Origin of the sequence: Lacinutrix sp. Hel_I_90 (genome assembly GCF_000934685.1) — a bacterium.
GTDB lineage: Bacteria > Bacteroidota > Bacteroidia > Flavobacteriales > Flavobacteriaceae > Lacinutrix.
On the sequence record NZ_JYNQ01000001.1, the window covers coordinates 1,172,757 to 1,194,260 of the forward strand.

Here is a 21,504-nt window from a genome sequence, read left to right on the forward strand (position 1 = left end):
TATTATTTAACTTTTGGTGGATTAAAAACTAAAGATAACCATCCTACGACTCTACCCAAACTTTCGGTAAGCGCTTCTTTCTTTTTCTTTGAAGTCAACCCATTTATAATGCGGATGGCGGTTAACAAGAATGCTGTCCCATGCCATTTAACCCGTGCTTTCAAGCTAGGTTTTGGATATTTCACCCGCCATACATACCAACCGTTTCTTAGTACCATTTTGCCATAATGAAACTGATTGGGTCTCCCTAAAGTGTCATGATTATGCACCAATTGCGCATTAGTATTTAAATAGATGTCCCCCATTTTTGTTAATCTTAACGAGAAATCAGCATCTTCGTATAAGCCATACCCTTCAAAATACGTTGCAAAACGAAGCGTTTTAAAGATTTCTACCCTGTAGGATGAAGCACCACCCATTAGAAGTTCAATGTTATAAACTTTCCCTGAAGGCGGTAAAAAACTCACAGGCCTTCCGTGTGAAAAATCAGGCATTATTCCTGGTGCTGCATTGGGTTGCAAAGCCAATTTAGAACGTATTTTAAAACGTAAGGGCTCACTTCGCATCCAGCCATCATAATAAAATTTCGAAGGATCTTGTAAGCCATCCGTCTTCTCCCATTGGACTTCATTGGTAATATAGCCCCCAACAGCTAATGTCTTTGGATGTGTGTCATAGGTGCCTAGCAACTGTTCAAAATAACTTGGCGACAACACAATATCATCATCTAAAAAACAAACGATTTCAGATGACTCCTCAACTTTACTTATTCCAAAATTCCGTTGTTTGGTTAGTCCACGGTCTTCAGCAGACACTTTAAAGTACTTTAGATTTTTAAACTGATTTTCAGCTAAAATGTTTTCCGTTTCAGTAGTGGTAGAGCCATCAATAATGAGTATCTCGTTGGGGTAAAATGTTTGACTAGTCACCGAATGCAACAATTGCAACACCGGTTGCGGGCGCATATAGGTACAAACAATCAATGTAAAGGGTTTACTCATGAACTTCTAATTTAGCAATAAATACATCATGAATTGCAATAAAATAAGCATGCCGCATCAACTTGGTTTTCCAGATTTCACGATTGTTATGCTGAATGTTTTCAAAATCGGCAGATGATAAAGCCTCATGAAAGGCTAAAATATGCGCTGGCATTTTATGAACCTCAGCTTCCTCAATAATCACACAATGGGTTTTCCAATCGATAGTGGTATGTAATGGTAAGCGACAATCTGTATTTAACAAAATAGGAATACGCCCCATGGCTAAGGTTTCATAAAAACGGACAGAAAAATTACCCACGCCACGACTGCAAAAAGTATAGGCATTGTTAAAGATATTCTCGTAAAACTCAATCATTGATTTTTGCTTTTCCGCTTCAGAAGTCACGCCAGCACGATACTTGTTTCTTAAGATAAAATGGGAGTCTATGCGATTATCTTTTAATAAAGCCGATAGATACCCTGCACGCTTTACACTTGACGGATAAAAGACTTGCGCGTCTACCAACACCCTATGTAATGCCCTTATTACACCAACTTTTAAGTGACCTACGCCTTCTTTTAAATACTTTAAAAATCCCGATTGAGCATGCCCAACAAATCCAATAGAAGGCTTCTTTGTTTTCTTTAAAACAGAAAAAGAGTTTGGCATTTGTGCTACATAAGGATCGTTTATAAAAGCGGGCATAATAAAATTCGTGTCACTCAACGTACTGTCAAAACCACCCAATCTAAAGGTATAACTGTTTTTTATATAATTAGTAAACCCAAAATCGCCTGCTGTATAGATCCATAAGGGTTTGTGATTTGTTTTTGAAGCCTTTAAAAGGGCATCGAACGCCTTTTTGTGTTTTATAAAACGAGTGTAATCAATGGGCATCACGATAATATCACAGGCTGCAATACTTTCCACTACTTCATAATAGTGTGCTAGCCGCTCATCGGGTTTGAAATGCAGATCAAACAACAACGGAAACACTTCCTTACGATGCGTTTCGGTTAAAAACTGAGTATCGGTATACAGTTTAAGCATGTTGTTGTTGTTTTAGCTTTTGACTCCAAAGCACACTTTGTTGCCATTGTTTTTTAAATCGTTTCTTAAATGCGATTGGGTTTTTAAAGCCGTTAGCCTTTAACAACTTTAAAAATAGTAATAATTTATAGCCTAAAAGTTGCTGCTTCGTAAAATAGGTTTGATATAATAATTGAATGGTGGGTGATGGTTTTGGCTGAATCGCTGCATCCTCCCATTGCTGTTTAATTTTAGTTCTATAACCCCCCATTGGAGCTTTAAGATGTGTAATACTTACATCGGCTAAAAAAATAACATCTTCGCCTAAATGGCGCAATTGCATCCCGAAATCGGAATCCTCACCATAATTGAATTCATAGTTTAAATTAAAAGCTGTTTTCTGTATTAATTCAGATTTAATAATTGAATTTCCTGATCCAAAAATACTGGTTTGTGCAGTCTTGAAAAAGGTTTGGGCTTCATGCGATTGCAAATAAACGGTAGATGCAACTGTTACGCCATACTTTTCGATAGCTTTAAATAGTGATTCAATTAAGTTGGACTTAAATCTATTGTCGTCATCTCCTAAAAGTGTCCATTCACTTTCCACTTGGGATAATGCGATATTTCTGGCATTACAAACCCCTGGTTGGTGGGTGAAGGTATGCTTAATAGTAAATGGCCAGATTTCTGTTAATAGATAGTCTAATTCTGACACTGCATTGGATTGTGGATTCTGTTCTACAATAATCACGTTTTTAGGCAAATGGGTTTGTTTAGCCAAATCCTGTAGCACATCGTACAAGTATTTTTTTCTACCTATCGTTGGAATAATAACATCAATGGATTTGTTTTCAATTTCCCTTTTAGTGGATTGTATTGCAATTGTTTCTAAATTAAAATCGGTTTTTAATCGTTTGTAGAAAACACACTTCAAAACACTAAACACAGAAGTCTTGCGCTCAAATATGGCATAACACCAAGCTAAGAAAATTACCCAAACCCACTTGTAATGTTGTCTTACAAACTTAAAGAGTTCTTGTTTCGACGCTTGCGGCGTTGTAATGACTTCTGTAGGTTTTGAAGTCAATAGTTTATGCTCAGAATAACAAAACAGACCTTCTACCATGGCACGTTTTGCTAATGAGAGCAAAAAGTAGTCAAAGGATTCATTATGGTTTAAGTGTCTTGTTAAATTGCGGAGTACTTCGGTATTTAATCCGCCAATATGGCTACTCATCAACCAGGTGGGATAGGTTACTGTTTTATTTACCTTCAAAAAAAACGAGCGTTCAACATAGCCAAGCTGTTTGGGTAAATAGTCAGTGGTTGATGGATTATAAGAGGCAAAAATGCGTTCGTGGTGAAAAATAGTCTCAAAAGCTTCACTATTCACGTGCTCCTTTAAATGTTCATGACACCAAACCACCAAAGTCTTTCTGTTTGTTTGCGCTATCGTTTTTAAGGTTATTGGCACTGGATTACCAGTATCAAAAAGTGACACAGGCTCAAGTGCTTCATCTAAAATTGAAGATACCACTCCGTCATTATGTAACACTATAAACATCATTAATCTGTAATCATTTTAAACGGTATATTCCCTACAATGGCTGCATATTTTGAAAAACTACTGTGGTACATTTTACCACATTTCAAAAAATAAATAGACTCACTTTCAGAGAGCATAAAAAAATCTAAAAGCGTTTTTAAGTGCCCTTGAATTGGCGTGTCACCACCAAAGTTATCCATATGAAAGGGATTACCTTCCACCAAATACACGGATTCTCTTTGTTTAATCGTTTCTAAAAAACGAATACTATCTGAAAAAGCATAACATTTATAATGCGTGTCTTCTAAAATAGGCTTTATTTTTTGCTGTAGCTGCTCTAGTAGTACATTCTGTTGTTTACCATCTAATACCAACGCCGTCGTATCCTTAAAATCACCCATTAAGCTGGTGAATCGGGTATGAAAAGCAATATATTTTTCATTTTCTACAGCCTTTAATTTACTGTTTAGCAGTGCTGATTTTTTAAACACCATATTGAAGTTCTTACGCCAATGCGCTTCCTTCTCTTGCGTGGTCCATTCTGGATATAGCGTATTCGAATAATCAATGTTCGCATAAACAAGAAAGGTGTCGGCCTTAGAGTCCTTAATTATTTGTAACGGATGACACTCAAAGTCATTGACCAGGTATAAAATTTTTGTTTTTAGTGGATGGTACTTAATAGCCGCTCTGTTCATTTGCCATTGTACTTGATTAGGTTCTAAAAACACCGCTAACCTAAAAGGCGTATCAAACTGAATAAAAAACTCATAATCCAAGATTTTAGCAATATCATAAAATGAGATTATACCTTTCAGTCTATCGACCAAGCCACCATGAGGTACAACGCCGTTAAAGCAAATAATGATTCGTTTTTTAGGATTGCTTTTAAAACTGAATTGTTGACTATGAAAAGCTAACAATTTTAAACGTTTAATACGTTTACCAAAAGTTTTTTTTATGTTTTTGAATCGGCTCAATGCTTATGCTTTTGATAGTACAGCTCTATAAAAGTCTATGTTCTTACCTACCTGTTTCTCAATATCAAAGGTGGTTTCTACTTTTTTTCGTGCGGCTTTGCCAATACTGGCACACAATTTTACATCATTTAAAAGCATGGTGATTCTTTTGGCATATCCCTCAATATCTGCAGGATGCACTAAATAGCCATTCACGCCATCATCTATTAATTCTTGAGCCCAACCCATATTTGTATTAACGACTGGTTTTTGGAGCGCCATAGACTCTATGGTAACCATACCCAAGGTTTCGGCAAAGGAAGGAAAGACACAAACCTGTGCTTTCTTTATGTGTGATTTTACTTCTGAATAGGGAATCTTACCCAGGTAGTTTACCTTCGGTTTTGCTTTATCAGAAAACAGTTTTTCCATTAATTTATAAGTTGAATCACTTCCGGTTTTAATATCTGGCGCATCCCCTCCTATTAATACCAGCTTCGCTTTTGAATTGGTTTCTAATACTGTATTAAAAATTTGAGCCAATTCTAAAACCCCTTTTTTTCTAATAATCGTACCAATGTATAAAATAGTATTGACCTCAAAATCCTGAGGCGTTTCATTCACAAAACGTTCCAATTGTAGCCCGTGGTGAATGGTTTTAATCTTGTTTATATTTAGTCCAAAAATTTTTTGGGTTTCTGCACCTGCAAAGGTGGTTGGTGCAATATAAGCTTGGCCCCCTTTTAACGCTATTTTTTCGAAGACAAAATTTTTAAACTTCTGTCTTCGGTTATCTAATTTACAAAAATAAGCATCACTGCCATGAAACCGAATCACTAAAGGCACTCGAAAGCGCATAAAAGCTGTGACACCTGTCCAATCTGGTGCTTCTAACAAATCAATAGTTTCTTTTTTAATAATAGTATTTATATAGTTTTGTAAGTACTTCCGGTATTTAAACCAAGTAAACAATTCATAACTTTTCTTTTGAATAGAATGAATGACGACTCCTGAATCCTCAAAAACAACATCTCGTTCTTGATGATATGTAAACACTGTTACTTTTACACCTTTTTGCACTAAAGCAATCGCCAGATTTTTTATACTGGTAGCTATCCCTGCAGCATACTTTATATTAGGGTGTGGATATTCTGGTGTTATAAAAGCTATATGCACTAGATAGATTTAATTGTTTATTATTTGGCTAATATTTTTTTAAAAAGATACTAAAATGTATTTTAAATTTAATTCTTTATAGATTATTATCATTAGCAAAAATTAAACTGAATACCGCAGCGCCTTTATCATTTAAATGTAAATTATCTCTAAATAATATTGGATCTTTTACTGCTCCTGAGTAATCTTTTAAATCTGGAACCTTTTCTTTAAGAAGACTAAAATACTTTAAATTTTGTGTGTCTGGCCGCATAGGAGAAGAAAAGAAACCAACATTAAGGTTTTTAGTTTTAATATATTCCAATATCTCTTGAAATAACTTGTTTTCTGCTATAATTTCTGAAGGCAAATTATATGTGCTTTTAAAATTAGTGCCAGGATTTGGCATAAAACCATTGTACTTAGAAACCATAGATTTTTTATCAATACTATTCGCAAATAATTCTCTCACACCTAACTTTTGATCGTATAAAGTGAATCTTAAAAAAGGAAAATTATCCAGCATGAAATTATTATCGCATTCACTCAGATAGTCTTCTACAGCCCTACTTTCATCTTTGAAGGGTAATAATTGATTATTTAAAAAAAAAGAATAGGCATCAGGCAAATTATAATTATAATCTAATTGAATAAATATTTTTTCATGTGCTACTTTGTAATCTTCTATGGCTTTTAAAAACATGAAAATATCTTTTAATCGTGCACTTTGGACACCTAAATTAATGGTTGTTTTTCCTGTTATAGAATCCAAGATCTCAGGGTTTATTATGTTTTCAACTCTGGATGACCCAAGAAGTATATAATCTACTTTCTTGTTTGCATACGTTCTAAAATATTGAAATTTTGTTCGTGCACCTTGTGCATATACTTTTGAATATAATATGTCTAATAGTTTTAAACTAATAAGGCTTAACACCAAGACAAATAGTATGTATTTAAAAAATTGTTTCATCTAAAATTGAAAATATATAAAATCCTGGGGATTTGAAAAGCTACCCAAAACAAAAATAACAAGAATACAAATCGTTAGTTTAACCAAACTATGTTTACCCGAAATTGGTTCTTGCTTAAATCTAGAAAACCATTCTACACTAATAAACCCTAACAGTAGCAATACTAATTCGGGAGCATAACGATCTATACTTAAATATTCGATTTTGAAATTTAATCTGGTAATTCTATATAAATAATTAAAGGCCTCCATGACTGTATCTGCTCTAAAAAAAACCCAAGCAATACAGGTGAGCACAAACGTTATCATAATTTGAAATGCTATTATAACTCCAGATTTAAAATTGTTGATTTTTATATTTGAAGTATGTCTTCTGTTTGTTTTAGCTAACAACGATGGTAAGAAATACAGAGCATTTAAAAATCCCCAAACAACAAAAGTCCAGTTTGCTCCATGCCAAAATCCACTGACTAGAAAGATAATGAATACATTTAGTACTTGTCTTTTTTTACTACCTCTAGACCCCCCTAGAGGAATATATAAGTAATCTCTAAACCAAGTAGAAAGTGAAATATGCCAACGTCTCCAAAACTCTCCAATATTTCTTGAAAAATAGGGGTAATTAAAGTTAATCATCAAATCAAATCCAAACAATCTCGAAATCCCTATGGCCATATCGGAATATCCTGAAAAATCACCATAGATTTGAAAAGCAAAATACACAGCACCCAATATCAAGGTCATTGCACTGGCACTTTCATAATTTGAAAAAATACTATTCACATAAATGGCACAGGAGTCGGCTATGACCACTTTTTTTAATAATCCCCAAACAATTAAATGCAGTCCAGATTTGGCACGTTCTAAATTAAATGTTCTTTTGCTTTGAAATTGAGGTAGTAAGTGGTTGGCTCTTTCTATGGGACCTGCTACCAATTGAGGAAAAAAAGCCACAAAGGCAGAAAAATCTATAAAATTAGAAGTAGGCTGAAGCTGTTTTCTGTAAACATCGATGGTATAACTTAAGGTTTGAAAGGTATAGAATGAAATGCCCACAGGTAGTATAATATTCAAAGTCGATGTTTGCATAGTGACACCTATCGCGCTCCAGCCCTCCACCCAACTTTCAATAAAAAAATTATAATATTTAAAAAAACCTAAAAGCCCTAAATTAGTGATCAAACTAACCGCCAGAATTCTTTTTCTTGATTTAGGACCTTCTGTATTTGCTAATTGTTTTGCGACAAAGAAATCTACAAGAGTACTAAATAGTATTAAACTTAAAAATCTGTAATCCCACCAGCCATAAAACACATAACTAACTATAAGTAAAAATAGATTTTGAATTTTTAAAGTTTTTTTAAAAACAAACCAATACAGTAAAAAAACTACAGGCAAAAAGCCTAGAAAAAGAAGTGAATTAAAAAGCATCTTAGAGTATCTTTTTGATTGCTTCCCAAATATTTTTGGATGCCCTTGTAGGTGATTTCCCTGCAACTATTTCAAACCATTTTAAGCCCTCTTCAACATTAGAGGTTTTGCCTTCTAAAATATTCTTAATAATGGCTTCTAAGTCTTTTTTATCTGTACAAAAAACAGCTGCGTCCTGACTAGGCATCGATCTAAAATGCACATAGTTGTAATTTTGACCGATATCACGAATCCCTTTTTTTAATTGTGGTTGTTCATATTTATAGTAAATACATGGCTTTTTATGGGCCACGAAATCGAACACGGTAGAGGAACAGACGTTGGTCACAAATTCACTGTGCTCGCAAACATTATACAGTAATTTAAAATCTTCTTTTGCTGGTAAAACTTGATTCCATTGATCACCAACAGGTTTCCAAATGGGATCGATAACTTCAATAAGGTCTTTATTTGCGGCTATAACCGCATCATAGCGCTTTGTAAAATCGACAGGGCATTTACGGTAAATAATACCCAGATTTTCACCTTTTGCATTAAGGCGTCTAACCGCATTTGCCAGATCTTCTAAATAGTATTGGTCTAAGGGCGATGTGGTTTCATCATCTCCAGAAAAACAAATGTATTTCTTATTTTCATCCAGATTATATGCTTTAAAAAAGGCTGCTCGCGATTGTTTTAAACTGTTATCAAAATGCGGTTCAAATTGTGGTGTTCCTGTGACTATAACCTGTTCGTCCTTTACATAAGGATAATATTTCAAAACCTCAACTTTCATTAAATCACTCCAAACAAAATAGTAATCGGTTTCCACCACTTGCATGGCTTTAGGGACATTATCCCAAGAATAGACAAAAGCAACGGTTGGAATACCTAAATCTTTAGCCGCTAATAAGGCACTAATTGCTTGTGTTGCACGTTGCGTTGTACAGAATATTAAGTCTGGTTTATGCTGTTCTAATTGTGCTTTACAATACGCGTATTTAGAAGTCGAGCGCTCTAAGGCGTTAATTTTTTTACGAAGTTTAACCACGCCAACTTCTGAGGAATACAAACCAATAAGCAGTTTTGTATAAACACTTTTAAACGTATTTTTTAAACCCTTATAACTAAATGGGAACTTATAGGTTGGGTAGACCGAATCATTAAATTTATCACGGGACACATTGAGCTCCGCACGTTTTCGGGCTCTGGAGAAAATGGGTAATAGTTTATGACTGCTATGGTCTTCAATCTTAACCTCCTGAAAGCCCAACTCTTCTTTTAAAGAAAAAACTGTATTGTTCCAATAGGTAATATCAAAGCCCATGTGCTCACCAATCGCTTTAAAATCAGTAAAGGCAAAGTTTCTCAACCCTACGCCATCAGGAAAAAAAACAAATACTTTTTTTTTCATATTTATTTCCTGTGAAAACAGGACTCTTTTTTTCTTTTAATTTTAGGACTATAAATTATCCCTTTTGGTTTTTTAATTTATCGCGTTGTACCTGCTCGATTGGTAAAATATCTTGACTTTTAAAACGCAACGCTTTATGTACCGCATTCAAATCACGAGACAACTTACGCAAACCCATGGGCTCTAAAGACGCGGCGTGGTCTGTACCTTTCCAGGTCCTGTCTATAGTATAATGCCGTTCTATAATATTAGTCCCTAAGGTGTAGGCAGCTACATCTACCGCAATGCCTAAATGGTGTCCAGAAAAACCAATATGTTTTACGGTGTCTTTATACTTGTCCATTAACACATTAATATCTAATAAGCAGACGTCCTCAAAGGGCACGGGATACCCTGAGGTACAATTGTAAAGCACTAGGTCTTGATTTCGATTGTACTTTTTAAACAAACGGACCAAATCGTCAATCTCGTCTTTAGTGGTCATTCCTGTAGAAATATGAATTTCGCCTTTATAGTTTTCACATAACCACACCAACATCGCCACATTATTATTACAGGCTGAAGGAATTTTTATAAACTCAGGATGTAAAGATGCAATTTCTTTTGCCGAGCTTAGATCCCATACAGAGGTTGAATACACAAGACCAATTTCTTCGCAATAGTCCTTTAGTTCCTGATGTTGCGTCACATCAAACTCTAAAAATTCTCTGTGAGCCCCATACGTGTTTCCATAAGCGTTCATGGGATTAGGATGCGGACTATTATACTGTTCTTCAGTGAGCAACTCTTTATTGTGTCGCTTTTGAAATTTCACCGCATCTACATTACAAAAGATTTTTGCTACTTTAATTAGTTCTTTTGCAATGCTCATGTCGCCTTTATGGTTACACCCAATTTCAGCAATAATATATGGTTTTTTATAGGTATTCATCACTTAGAATCTTTTATTATAATTCATTATAAACTGGCAGGCTTCTCTAATCGCTCCAGCACCAGAGGGTTTAGATAATACGACATCTGCATTTTGCTTTACAATAGCTGTTGCATTATTAGGCACTAAAGACCAGCCGACGCTACAAATATTGGCTAAATCGTTAACGTCATCACCTAAATAGGCAAAATTATTAATGTTTAGGTTTTGTTCTTTTATAATGTGCTGAAGCAAACTGTATTTGTCTTTCACCTCTAAATATACGTGTTCAATTTTTAGTTTTTGCATACGTCTAGCAACTAATTCAGAGTTTTCTGAAGTCATCACCATCACTTCTATGTCAAACTGTCTCATTATTTCTAAGCCCATACCATCACGCATATCAAAACTTTTCGTATGCTCACCATCTTTAGTATAGGTTATGGTACCATCTGTAAACACACCATCGACATCTAAGACCACATGTGTTATTTTTGAGGCTTCTTTAGCTCTTTTTTGACGCTCGATAAGCAACTGTTCTACCGCTATCCAGTCGTTTTCTGTATCTATTTCTAATAGAGACGCTTCAGGCATTTTTACTACAGCCGTTTTTTCTCCTAGTCTGTTTTTATTTTTTTTAAGTGCGTCCTTTGTGGTCGTATAAACGGCCCCATTTTCTATTAATAATCCGTCAAAATCTTGACGTCGCGGACGTTGTAATGGGTTATAATTTATAGGCGTCCCATTTTCATTCCACAAAAAACGATGGGTATTCACTACGGTTAATGCAGAATCATAGCCTTCATTTAATTTTGACAAACAGGCATTGATGTCTGCTCTTGTAGTAAAGGGAGACGTGGCTTGCAATAAACAAAAGGCATCAAAATCATAAGCAATACGCTCACAAAACTCTAACATGGCCATTTCTGTAGATGCTGTATCACTAGCACTTTCATCACTTCTCAAGTGTGCTTTTACTTTAGTGGTCCACTGGTATTCTTTTGCAATAAAACTGATAATCGCTTCATCATCTGTATAAATGATAATTTCATCTAAATCTGAAAAAATAGCTTCACCTAAAACCCAAGTAAATAATGGTCTTCCAACCATTTTACGTTTGTTTTTATTAGGGATGCCTTTTGAGCCTTTACGCAATGGAATAAATCCTATTCTCTTCATTGATTAGAAAGTATTGTTTAGTAATAATGCCACTAAAATACACATTTTAGCAGTGGAATAGCAAAAAAACAGGGTCAAAAGGTAAGCTATGATAAAACTTTGAAAAGATATGCTATCTCACTATTTAATGGCATTTGATGATTTCCTACAAACAGTCCATTTTCATCCAAATATTTGGCGTTTTTCATGTCGCCAAAAATTTCATAATCAAAATAGGATAAGACTTCATTCTTTGTGAAATCACCAGTAACAATGGGTCTGCAATCTATATTGTGTTTTGTGAGTTTTTCAACAATATCTTTACGTTTTAATTTTGACTCTGGTTTAATTATTAAACTAAAACCAAACCAACTACTATTGCCTGTATTCCTTTGAATATAAAACTCTTTATGATCTTTAAACAGACTCACGAAACATTCCGCATTCATTCGTCTATGCTTTAGGAAATCTGGTAGCTTTTTTAATTGCTCTATCCCTATTGCCCCACTCATCTCTACAGGTCTTACATTATAACCTGGCAAAACAAAACGAAAAGACTCTGTAAACCAATCCTCACTTTTATTAGCTACTTTATTTTCTTTTGGCAGATGTCTTGTCCAACCATGCGCTCTTAAACTTATTAGCACATGGTATAACTCTTCATCATCTGTGGCAATTAATCCGCCTTCCATAGTTGCCATATGATGTGAAAAGAAGGTGGAAAAAGTTCCCATAAGACCAAAGGTACCCGTTTGCTTTCCTTTAAACTCGGCTCCCATCGACTCACAATTATCTTCTATCAAAATAATATCCCGCTCTCCAATAATTTCATTTATGGTATCAAAATCGTTAGGATTTCCTAGTAGATTAACTGCAAAAATCATTCTAGTTTTGTCAGTCACGGCTTTTGCCAACTGGTCTAAATCGAAATTTAAAGTGTGTAAATCGACGTCAACGAATTTCAGCTTTAAACCATATTGGTATAATGGATAATAGGTTGTCGACCAGGAAACCGCGGGTACAATAACCTCATCCCCGCGTTTTAATTTGGGATTTTTAGTATAAAACAAAGCTGCTACAGCCAATAAATTAGCCGAAGAACCAGAATTCACCATCAGGCAAAATTTTGCTTTTATAAAGTGAGCAAACTCCGTTTCAAATTGTTTTACCTGTGCTCCCATGGTATACATATCGCTAGCAATAACCTTTTGTATCGCCTCAATTTCTTTTTCATCCCAAGTGGAAGTCGCTAATGGATATTTAATCATTAATTACGGTCTTTTTATAATAGTCATAGGTTAATTGAATGCCTTCTTTTAACGATGTTTTTGGTTGCCATCCAAAAGCTTTTAGTTTGGTATTGTCAATCAATTTTTGTTTCATTCCTACGGGTTTAGACAAATCGTGTTCAAATTCTCCTCTAAAATTTATACTTGCAGCAATACTTTTGTAATATTCATTAATCGTATAATCTTCACCTAATCCAACATTTAAGTTCTGTGGCATGGTTTCAAAATTGGAGATGGCATAAAATATAAAATCTGCTAAATCCTGAACATACATAAATTCTCTTCTGGCTTCTCCATCACCCCAGATAGAAATGCTTTTAAGGTTATTAACTTTGGCATCATGAAGTTTTCTAATAACAGCTGGCACCATATGTGAATGTTCTGGCGAAAACTTATCGTACTTACCGTATAAATTACATGGAATAATTGTTTTGTACTCAAAGAAGTCATCTTCTTTAGTTATGTATTCACACAAGCGTGTTGTTACAATCTTTGCTAAGGCATAACCTTCATTTGAAGGCTCTAACTCCCCTTTTAATATTAGATGTTCCTGTAACGGATTGACCGCATCTCGAGGATACATGCAAGAGCTTGATAGATTAATAAAACGCTTTATTCTATTTGCTTTTGCAGCCATTATAATATTTCTACCGATGTCTAAATTCTTAACTAAAAAGTTAACAGGATGTGCAATATTATCTTGTATCCCTCCTACTAATCCAGCGGCATGAATAACATAATCTGGTTGATGTGTTTTAATATAAGTACAAACTGCTAAGAAATCTTCAAGATTAAGTTCTTTTCGATTTGGTGCTAAAATGTGATGATCCTGTTGATTAAAATCCAAGATATTTTTACCAACCATTCCATTTCCACCTGTTAGTAAAATCTTCATACTTATTATTTACTATTGTTTTTTAAAACGTGCTTTAAATCATGTTCTACCATAATTTTAACCAAGGCTTTAAAAGATGTTTTATTAGGGTTCCAACCTAAATTTTCTTTTGCTTTTGTGGGATTCCCTAACAGGGTTTCTACTTCTGCTAAACGGTAATAATTGGGATCAATTTCAATAAGTGTTTTATTCGTTTTGGCACAAACACCTTTCTCCTGTTCACTATGCCCTTCCCATTTGAGTGCTATACCTGCTTCGGCAAAGGCCAATTCACAAAACTCTCTAACGGTGTGTTGTTCTCCTGTACCAATAACGTAATCTTCTGGCACCTCCTGTTGCAACATGAGCCACATACATTCTACAAAATCTTTGGCATACCCCCAATCGCGTTTAGCTCCTAAATTTCCAAGATATAATTTATCTTGAATACCATGCGCAATGCGGGCAACAGCTAATGTTATTTTCCGAGTTACAAAAGTCTCGCCACGTCTTTCAGATTCATGGTTAAACAATATACCATTCACAGCATACATACCATAAGATTCACGGTAGTTTTTGGTAATCCAAAACGCATAAAGTTTTGCAACACCGTAAGGTGATCGCGGATAAAAAGGCGTCGTTTCAGTTTGTGGTGTCTCCTGTACCTTACCAAACAATTCTGAAGTTGAGGCCTGATAAATTCTGGTTTTTGTAGTTAAATCACAAATACGAACGGCTTCTAGTAATTTTAAGGTTCCTATGCCATCTGTTTCAGCGGTGTACTCTGGCATATCAAACGATACTTTAACATGTGACTGCGCTGCCAAATTGTAGATCTCATCGGGCTGAATTTCTTTAACTAATCGAATGAGATTAGTCGCATCTGTCATATCGCCATAATGCAATTTTATATTTTGCTTTTTATGTAAATCCTTTAATAATGTATCAATATACAAATGCTCAATACGCTCGGTATTAAAAGTAGAACTTCTCCTTATAATACCATGTACCATGTAATTCTTTTCTAAAAGTAATTCTGCCAGATAAGAACCATCTTGACCATTTATTCCTGTTATTAAGGCTACTTTCATTTTTATTTTTTTTGAGAGATAAAGGTACTTAATTCTGGTTTTAAAGTCTCTTTATCTATTTTTATTAAATTTTTACCATCAATGGTATTGTACCCATTCAAATATATTAAAAGTTAAATAATAAAAACCAACAAAGCGCTCAAAACAAACAAATGGAAATCACACTAATAAACATTTTATATCGTCATCTTAAACCCATCTTTAAAGGAAAAACTAAAGATTTGAAGCTATTAATAGGTCAAGTTTTTAAGTTCTTTTTTTAATTCCAAAGTTTCTTTTCTAACTGGCTTTCTTGATTTTAGAATTATGGGCAAATTATATAGTGTAAAAAAAAAGACTTTCATAAAAGACCTAAAATACAGCATGTCTTTGACTGCATATTTTCTAAAATTATGTGCGAGCGCTTTAACAACCTGCAATGTAGGCTTAGGATAATAAACCAGATAATAACGAAGGGTATTTCTTAATTGATGCTCAAATCTAAAATAATTACGCCCTAGTTTTTTTCGCTTTGTGACATCTACTCTATGGTTTACAATTATATCATCAACGTATTTAATGGCAAACCCTGAGTCTAAAACCTCTAAAGCTAATGCCGATTCTTCTCCGTATATATCCATCCAAACCGGAAAGCCGTTTGTAGCATGATACACCGTCTTACGTATTGCAAATCCACAACCAACAAAATCATTTGTAAAGTGAGATGTACCATAAATTGCTTTTTCTAGTGCTGCTTGGTCAGAATCAAAACAACCTCTCACTTCCTGAAATGCTAAGATGCCAATAGTTTTATTACTTTCAAATTCAGTTTCAATATTTTTAATAAAATGATTACTTATTGGATGTGCATCATCATCCAGTCCTATAAAATAATTTCCTTTTGCTTGATTATAAAGTGTGTTTCTTGCAGGGGAAGCACTAATACTTACTGGAGACACTGTCCAATTTACCCAATCAAAGTCAGACCTAATTTTTTCTGTTTCTTTACAGCCATCTATAAAAACTAAAACTTCATGTTTAGATATATCGACCATTTCCTTAAGTCTATTTAAAGTAAAGGTTAAATCTTCAGTTCTGTTTTTAGTAACGATTAAAAAAGATAACTGCATACTTAATTTCGTTTTAGTAATATGGTGTTATACAATGTTACTATTTTAGGCTTTAATGCAATACGATTGTAGTTTTCCTTAATAAAAGTTACATTATAACCTTGTGCGCTTTCTCTTAATGTCTCATTAAATATCGCCTCCTTAATTAAAACTGCAATACGATTTTCATCCAAAGGATTATCAATTAAAAATCCATTTACACTATTTGTAATCACTTCTTCTGTCACGCGACCAGGATTAGATTGTATAGGAAAAGCACCCATTCCCATAGCCTCTAACAAGGCATTTGGCATACCGTCTGAAAGACTATTTGCAATATGAATAGCTGTACTACCCATAATTTCCAATAATTGTTTGTTTTTCATAAATTGATAACGAGACTGTATCTTTATATTTAGTGCCGAGAGTTTTTTACTGTTTCTAACAACTGATTGAATACTAGTATCTGCGCTATAAATTATAATTTCAAAAGCAGCTAATGTTTCTTTTGAAATGGTTTCTAAAGCGCTTAGAACTATTGATGCTTTTCCCAAACCATCGTCATAACCTTTAATTAAAATCACCCTTCTTTCTCTTGTGGGCTTAATTGCGATAGGGTCAAGCGTTAAACCACCGTTCCCAGGAAAAACACCTAAAAAAACGCCTTTAAATTGATGCGACAACGCAATACCATAATCACGTTTGCAATCTGTTATTAAATAATTGACGCGTTGTAGAAACGTTTCTACTTCTAATTTTGAAAAACCCTTCTGTTCAAAATAAAATAAGTCGCTTCCCCAAGAAGAATAGATAAATGGAATTGTATTCGTTTGCATCGTTTGTAAAATAGGAAACCCCGCCAATTGCATTTCAAAACAATGCACTATATCTGGTTTTTCTTGTTTTAAAAGTTGTTCGAATACTTTAGAAGTACTTTTGGTATTATATTTTAGAAGCCATTTGTATAATTCTGGCCATTTTGTTTTAACTCTGCTTCTCATTGGAAAGTCCCAACGCAACTTCCACCCTTTTATTTGTTTTACCCAGTCAATTTTATCTGCTTTGGGGCCACCATCAGTGATATCAAACCAAATAACCTCATGACCAGCATCTTTCAATTGGTTTACCCATTGAAAGAAATGGTGATTAGGGATGGCGACCATTAAAATCTTCATAATTACAATTTAAATAGTGGTTTAAATTTTGTATCGCCTCTTTTTACGAATTTAAAAATTCTGTAGAAAAAGTGAATACGTGACATTTTTAGTTTTAAATCAAAGGTATAAGCCAGTTGGTTTTTTGTAATAAAATCTAAGCAATTATTAGCCGCTTTCATGTTTCGCTCTGCTAAGGCTTGCCTAAAAAAACCTAAGGTCATTTTTAAGATGGCTAATCTTATTTTATTTGATGCCGAGAGATTTAAAACGGTTCGTTTTGCTTCAAGGTATGACTCTAAACCGTAATCCACGTTAGTATAAAAATTATGAGTTGAAGAGCTCTCACCTACGCGATAAAAAATGAGTGGTTTGTTTATTATAGCATATGTTTTGGTATTAAATAATGCGCGCGCATACAAATCGTGATCTTCAAGAATGTGTAAGTCTTCACGAATGGGCAAATACTTTTTTATCGTAGCTGCTTTCCATAGTGGCGCCAACATCATCATAGGAAATGTTCCTGTCGCAAAATCTTCAAATACATTTGAACTATACAGAATTTCTGGTTGATTAGCCGTAGTAAATAAGTGGGTATCAAAATGGCCTTTAAACGCTTGCAATTGACAAACTACAAAATCATGATTCATGATAGCTTCTCGCTTTTTTTGTAAATGCTCCGGGTGCATAATATCGTCACTATCGAAAAACTGAATGTACTCACCTTTAGATAAACTTACACCGTAATTTCTACAACTACTTGGTCCTTTTACTTTATTTTTAGGTCTTTTGTATAAAGTAAAACGAATGTCTTTTCTTATATAATTTTTAACAGTATTTACTGTGTTATCATCACTGCCATCATCTACTATTATACACTCCCAGTTTTTATAAGTTTGGTCACTAATATAGTGTAATGTTTCTTCTATTAAATGCGCGCGATTATATATGGGGATAATAATAGAAATCATACTCCCTGTTTTTTAAAAAATAGAAATGCTTTAATAAACAGTTTGAATTTTTCGGTTAAACTAAAATCAGTGTTCACCAATCCGGAAATGGTTATAAACTGACCAATCATTTTTGGACTGTAGCTTTTATTAGCTTTAAAATACTGATTAATGTTTTCTGTTTGAAAGGTTTCTAAAACCGCTTTTAGTGCTTCTGAATTAAAAAACCCCTTATTCGCTTTCAGCGCTTTTTCTTTTAAATAAATTAAGGTTCTTAGCTCCTCAAAATTTAACCGCTCTGTAAACGAAAATTGTTTGATGTAAGCTTGCTTTTCTTCTGCTGAATATTCAAAATCTATTTGACTTAACATATTAAATCGAGATAAACTAGCACGTTTACGTTGTATCTCTTTTTTTGTGATCGATACCTGATTGTCATGGACTCTGTATAAAAATAAGGCCTCCTGAATATTGTATAATTTACCTAATTGAGACAGCCTTACCCATAAATCATAATCTTCCGCTGGTTCATATTCTGTATTGTAGTTTATTTGATTATCATCTAAAACAGATTTTCTAATCATTGCTGTTGGGTGACCTATGCAAGAATCCTTTAGCAACCCTATTTTTATTTCCTCGTGATGCTCCGGAGCCTCAATTACAATTTCTGAATCTATAATTTTAAAGACAGAGCCACAAACCACTATATTATCATCGTTTTCTAATACCTCTATTTGCTTTTCAAACCGATGTGGTAAACAAATGTCATCACCATCCATACGGGCAATGTATTTACCTTTTGAAATGGTCAAGCCATAGTTTAAACTATTAGTATAGCCTGAGTTTTTAGACTTGATTATTAAGTTGATACGACTATCATTAAACGCTTTTATAACTCCTACTGTATTATCTGTACTACAATCGTCTATTATCATACATTCAAAATTGGTATAAGTTTGGTCAAGGATACTTTGTACTGCCTCATGAACATATTGCTCACAATTGTAAGTAGGAATTAAAACGGTTATGAGTGGTTGATCGTTCATTTTAAATTTTTACCCAGGTTTCAGGTACGACATCTGTGTAGTCATATTTATTACCATTAAACCATTGCTCTGGAGCAATCACTATTTTACTTGGATTTGTATTCAACCAAGCCGCCCACCAACTAAAACTGCTATTGGCAATAATATTATGCTTACAATTAGACATCAAAACCAGATCCTCGAAAGCCGTTTGGGCGTCATTAAAATCTACATAAACAGTTTTAAAATTTGATTTAAAATTTAATTTCACCCATGGCATATCATCAGAAAACAAATAGTAGGTTGGATTATCTATTTTACTTTCAATTGTTTTCATAGCCTTTTTATAATACTCTTCTTTGAATGTGTTGTGGACGTCATGCTTTAAAAAATCACCTCTTCTTATATGAATGGATACAGCATTGGTTTTATGAACCTTCTGAAGTAATGCTTTCGTTTCTGGTTTTAAAGGACTTGTTATGCTAAAGTCTTTTATAATTTCTTCTCTATATTTTAAAAAATACTGTTCGCTCTGAAAATAGCCATTTAAAAGAATGGTTTTTGCATTACTATCGAATAGGAATGAATTATAGCGGAAAGACTCTTCATTATAATACGTTTTTGGTTTTAATTTATTTTGAATTTTTTTTAGCCATTTGGGAGGTTGCTGATACTTCTTTGCTGTGATGTTAAAATGATCTAAGCTGTAATCATGTAGATCATAATTTTCAAACGCACTAACATCCAGCTTAAGCGTTGTATTTTTATGCAGAGCTATAGCCTTAGCCGTTGCGTACTGAAACATTTGATTCCCTAATCCGCCAATTAACTTTATAACAATCACTACTTATCTTTTAAGGTCCAATTTTCCCAAACAAACTCATATTGATACGTGAGCTTGTGTGTTTTGGCTAATTCGTTTTGAATACTTTTCATTCTTATTTTAGCATCTGGTATTATAAAGTCATGGAACTGCACTTGTATATCTTTAAATAAACCTAACATATTATGTGCTATCAACGCTTCCATGACCTCGTATTCGCCACCTTCAATGTTAATTTTCATCAAATCGATATGCTCTATTTTGTTATCATTAATAAATTGTACAATAGATTTTAATTGAATGGTTTCTGAATTTTTAGCTTTTATAAAAACAGAAGACGCATCATCTGTCATGCTTATATTAAGTGTTTGGTCTGAACCAGCCAGACCGTAGTTATAGGCTTTAATTTTAGTATTAGATTTGAATTTTTGCTCAATACTATCATAAAACCTTTTGACTGGTTCAAAAATGTAAATACCAGATCCATATTTGTTGTAAATCGAACTTGCAAACTCTCCTATATAACCACCCAAATCAAATACTACGGAATTTTCATTTAAAGGATAATCTAAACGTAATGTTTGGTCGCCTTTTACCGAAAACCAAGGTTTGCAACGTTCTTGCTGCAACTTATTTTGTCTCCTTTGCTGCTCTAAACGTTTTTTAAATAGCGTATTCTTTAGTAATTTAATTAGTTTTTTTAACATGTCTTAAATTTGAAAGATGTCTTTTTATAGAAATGATTTTTTTACTTAGCTTGCTCCTTTTATTTATTTTTAATGTTATCTTTTTCTTTTTTAAATTAGCATCCAAGTCATCTAGAATACTGGTAAGCAATGGAAAAAGCTGATCATTATTAAGACTTTTAATTTTTTGATTATTTAATATCTTTAATCTGTTTTCATATTCGTTATTTTCAATAGCATCCTCAATTACAGTTATAGCTTCTTCTAATTTATTTATATCTATACGAATAAAGGAGTTTTTATCCACTATAGTTTCAAGATTAGGACAGCCATAATAAAATGGCAAAGTATTGGATAGCATACAATCAAAATATTTTTCGGTTACCCAGTCATCACAATAGTCATTTTCAATGGCAACAGTATATTTATAATCTGCTAAAACATCCCATTTGTCTTCAAAATCATTAATACCTCTTCCAAACAGATCTATTTTATCTCCAAAATGTTTTTTTAAGGCCATCACAAAATCATAGCGTTTTTGATGTCCTTCAGTGAAAACCTTATTTGAGGTTACTACCGAAATTAATTTTGTTTTGTTTGGTGGTATTACATCTATTAACTCATCATAGCTTCTACCTACAAACCAGGGATTCGCATTATGGGTATATTTTATATTCTTATGTTTAAGCTCTCTTTGTACTGTTAAGATTAAACCAAATTGATTTAAAAATGTCTGGGTAAATCTTGGGCTGGTGGCATAACATTCCGCAGGAATGAATATGGTGTTTTCTGGGTTGCATTTTACAGTTTCAGGCTGCAATTTATAATCACTGTATATAATCCAAAAATCACATGCTTTTAAATTTTCATCAATAATAAATTTGTAATCTCCCCAAATTTGAGAATACGCTTTAGTTTGCCTGAAAATTGGCCAGTCGTAATTAAAAGTAAGTTTAACAATTTTCATAATCTCAAATCTTAGG

20 protein-coding genes are annotated in these 21,504 nt (G+C 33.7%); all 20 read right to left on the reverse strand.

Annotated features, from left to right (window positions below):
* Positions 1-2: 2 nt before the first annotated feature.
* The 20 genes from GQ46_RS05250 to GQ46_RS17090 all read right to left on the reverse strand — a co-directional run bounded on the left by GQ46_RS05250 (position 3) and on the right by GQ46_RS17090 (position 21,488).
* Positions 3-1,001, reverse strand: coding sequence for a glycosyltransferase family 2 protein (locus tag GQ46_RS05250; RefSeq protein ID WP_082041711.1), 999 nt, complete (start codon positions 999-1,001; stop codon positions 3-5).
* Complete coding sequence (locus GQ46_RS05255) at positions 994-2,034, reverse strand: exostosin family protein (protein WP_044398990.1); 1,041 nt, start codon at positions 2,032-2,034, stop codon at positions 994-996. The genes GQ46_RS05250 and GQ46_RS05255 overlap by 8 nt, the downstream gene beginning before the upstream one ends.
* On the reverse strand, positions 2,027-3,583 hold the full coding sequence (locus GQ46_RS05260; protein ID WP_052503410.1) for a glycosyltransferase family 2 protein: 1,557 nt from the start codon (positions 3,581-3,583) through the stop codon (positions 2,027-2,029). Before GQ46_RS05260 ends, GQ46_RS05255 begins: the two co-directional genes overlap by 8 nt.
* Complete coding sequence (locus GQ46_RS05265) at positions 3,583-4,542, reverse strand: hypothetical protein (protein WP_044398992.1); 960 nt, start codon at positions 4,540-4,542, stop codon at positions 3,583-3,585. The genes GQ46_RS05260 and GQ46_RS05265 overlap by 1 nt, the downstream gene beginning before the upstream one ends.
* 3 nt (positions 4,543-4,545) lie before the next feature.
* The gene (locus GQ46_RS05270) at positions 4,546-5,697 is read right to left on the reverse strand and encodes a glycosyltransferase family 4 protein (RefSeq protein ID WP_044398993.1); all 1,152 of its coding nucleotides are present in this window, start codon (positions 5,695-5,697) and stop codon (positions 4,546-4,548) included.
* Between the two features lie 76 nt (positions 5,698-5,773).
* On the reverse strand, positions 5,774-6,649 hold the full coding sequence (locus GQ46_RS05275) for a hypothetical protein (protein ID WP_044398995.1): 876 nt from the start codon (positions 6,647-6,649) through the stop codon (positions 5,774-5,776).
* Positions 6,650-8,080, reverse strand: a complete 1,431-nt coding sequence (locus GQ46_RS05280; protein WP_044398997.1) for an MBOAT family protein — start codon at positions 8,078-8,080, stop codon at positions 6,650-6,652.
* A gap of 1 nt (position 8,081) precedes the next feature.
* Positions 8,082-9,473 carry a UDP-glycosyltransferase gene (locus tag GQ46_RS05285; RefSeq protein ID WP_044398998.1) on the reverse strand — a complete coding sequence of 464 codons (1,392 nt, stop codon included), beginning with the start codon at positions 9,471-9,473 and terminating at the stop codon, positions 8,082-8,084.
* Between the two features lie 55 nt (positions 9,474-9,528).
* On the reverse strand, positions 9,529-10,404 hold the full coding sequence (locus GQ46_RS05290; RefSeq protein WP_044399000.1) for an N-acetylneuraminate synthase family protein: 876 nt from the start codon (positions 10,402-10,404) through the stop codon (positions 9,529-9,531).
* A gap of 3 nt (positions 10,405-10,407) precedes the next feature.
* Complete coding sequence (locus GQ46_RS05295; RefSeq protein WP_044399002.1) at positions 10,408-11,562, reverse strand: acylneuraminate cytidylyltransferase; 1,155 nt, start codon at positions 11,560-11,562, stop codon at positions 10,408-10,410.
* 86 nt (positions 11,563-11,648) lie between these two features.
* Positions 11,649-12,809 (reverse strand): DegT/DnrJ/EryC1/StrS aminotransferase family protein, encoded by a 1,161-nt coding sequence (locus GQ46_RS05300; protein ID WP_044399004.1) that lies wholly within the window; start codon positions 12,807-12,809, stop codon positions 11,649-11,651.
* The gene (locus GQ46_RS05305; RefSeq protein ID WP_044399006.1) at positions 12,802-13,725 is read right to left on the reverse strand and encodes a GDP-L-fucose synthase; all 924 of its coding nucleotides are present in this window, start codon (positions 13,723-13,725) and stop codon (positions 12,802-12,804) included. The genes GQ46_RS05300 and GQ46_RS05305 overlap by 8 nt, the downstream gene beginning before the upstream one ends.
* A gap of 5 nt (positions 13,726-13,730) precedes the next feature.
* Positions 13,731-14,795 carry a GDP-mannose 4,6-dehydratase gene (gene gmd / locus GQ46_RS05310; RefSeq protein ID WP_044399008.1) on the reverse strand — a complete coding sequence of 355 codons (1,065 nt, stop codon included), beginning with the start codon at positions 14,793-14,795 and terminating at the stop codon, positions 13,731-13,733.
* A 230-nt stretch (positions 14,796-15,025) separates the two neighbouring features.
* A complete protein-coding gene (locus tag GQ46_RS05315) occupies positions 15,026-15,904 on the reverse strand; it encodes a glycosyltransferase family 2 protein (RefSeq protein ID WP_044399010.1) in 879 nt (292 codons plus the stop codon).
* 2 nt (positions 15,905-15,906) lie between these two features.
* Positions 15,907-17,058: a glycosyltransferase gene (locus GQ46_RS05320; protein ID WP_044399012.1), complete on the reverse strand. Its 1,152-nt coding sequence runs from the start codon at positions 17,056-17,058 to the stop codon at positions 15,907-15,909.
* 2 nt (positions 17,059-17,060) lie between these two features.
* On the reverse strand, positions 17,061-18,008 hold the full coding sequence (locus GQ46_RS17080) for a glycosyltransferase family 2 protein (RefSeq protein ID WP_052503411.1): 948 nt from the start codon (positions 18,006-18,008) through the stop codon (positions 17,061-17,063).
* Positions 18,005-19,033, reverse strand: a complete 1,029-nt coding sequence (locus GQ46_RS17085; RefSeq protein WP_052503412.1) for a glycosyltransferase family 2 protein — start codon at positions 19,031-19,033, stop codon at positions 18,005-18,007. The genes GQ46_RS17080 and GQ46_RS17085 overlap by 4 nt, the downstream gene beginning before the upstream one ends.
* Position 19,034: 1 nt before the next feature.
* Positions 19,035-19,856 (reverse strand): alpha-1,2-fucosyltransferase, encoded by an 822-nt coding sequence (locus GQ46_RS05335; RefSeq protein ID WP_044399014.1) that lies wholly within the window; start codon positions 19,854-19,856, stop codon positions 19,035-19,037.
* Positions 19,856-20,542 (reverse strand): FkbM family methyltransferase, encoded by a 687-nt coding sequence (locus GQ46_RS05340; RefSeq protein ID WP_044399015.1) that lies wholly within the window; start codon positions 20,540-20,542, stop codon positions 19,856-19,858. Before GQ46_RS05340 ends, GQ46_RS05335 begins: the two co-directional genes overlap by 1 nt.
* Positions 20,523-21,488 (reverse strand): glycosyltransferase family 10 domain-containing protein, encoded by a 966-nt coding sequence (locus GQ46_RS17090; RefSeq protein WP_052503413.1) that lies wholly within the window; start codon positions 21,486-21,488, stop codon positions 20,523-20,525. The genes GQ46_RS05340 and GQ46_RS17090 overlap by 20 nt, the downstream gene beginning before the upstream one ends.
* Positions 21,489-21,504: the final 16 nt, after the last annotated feature.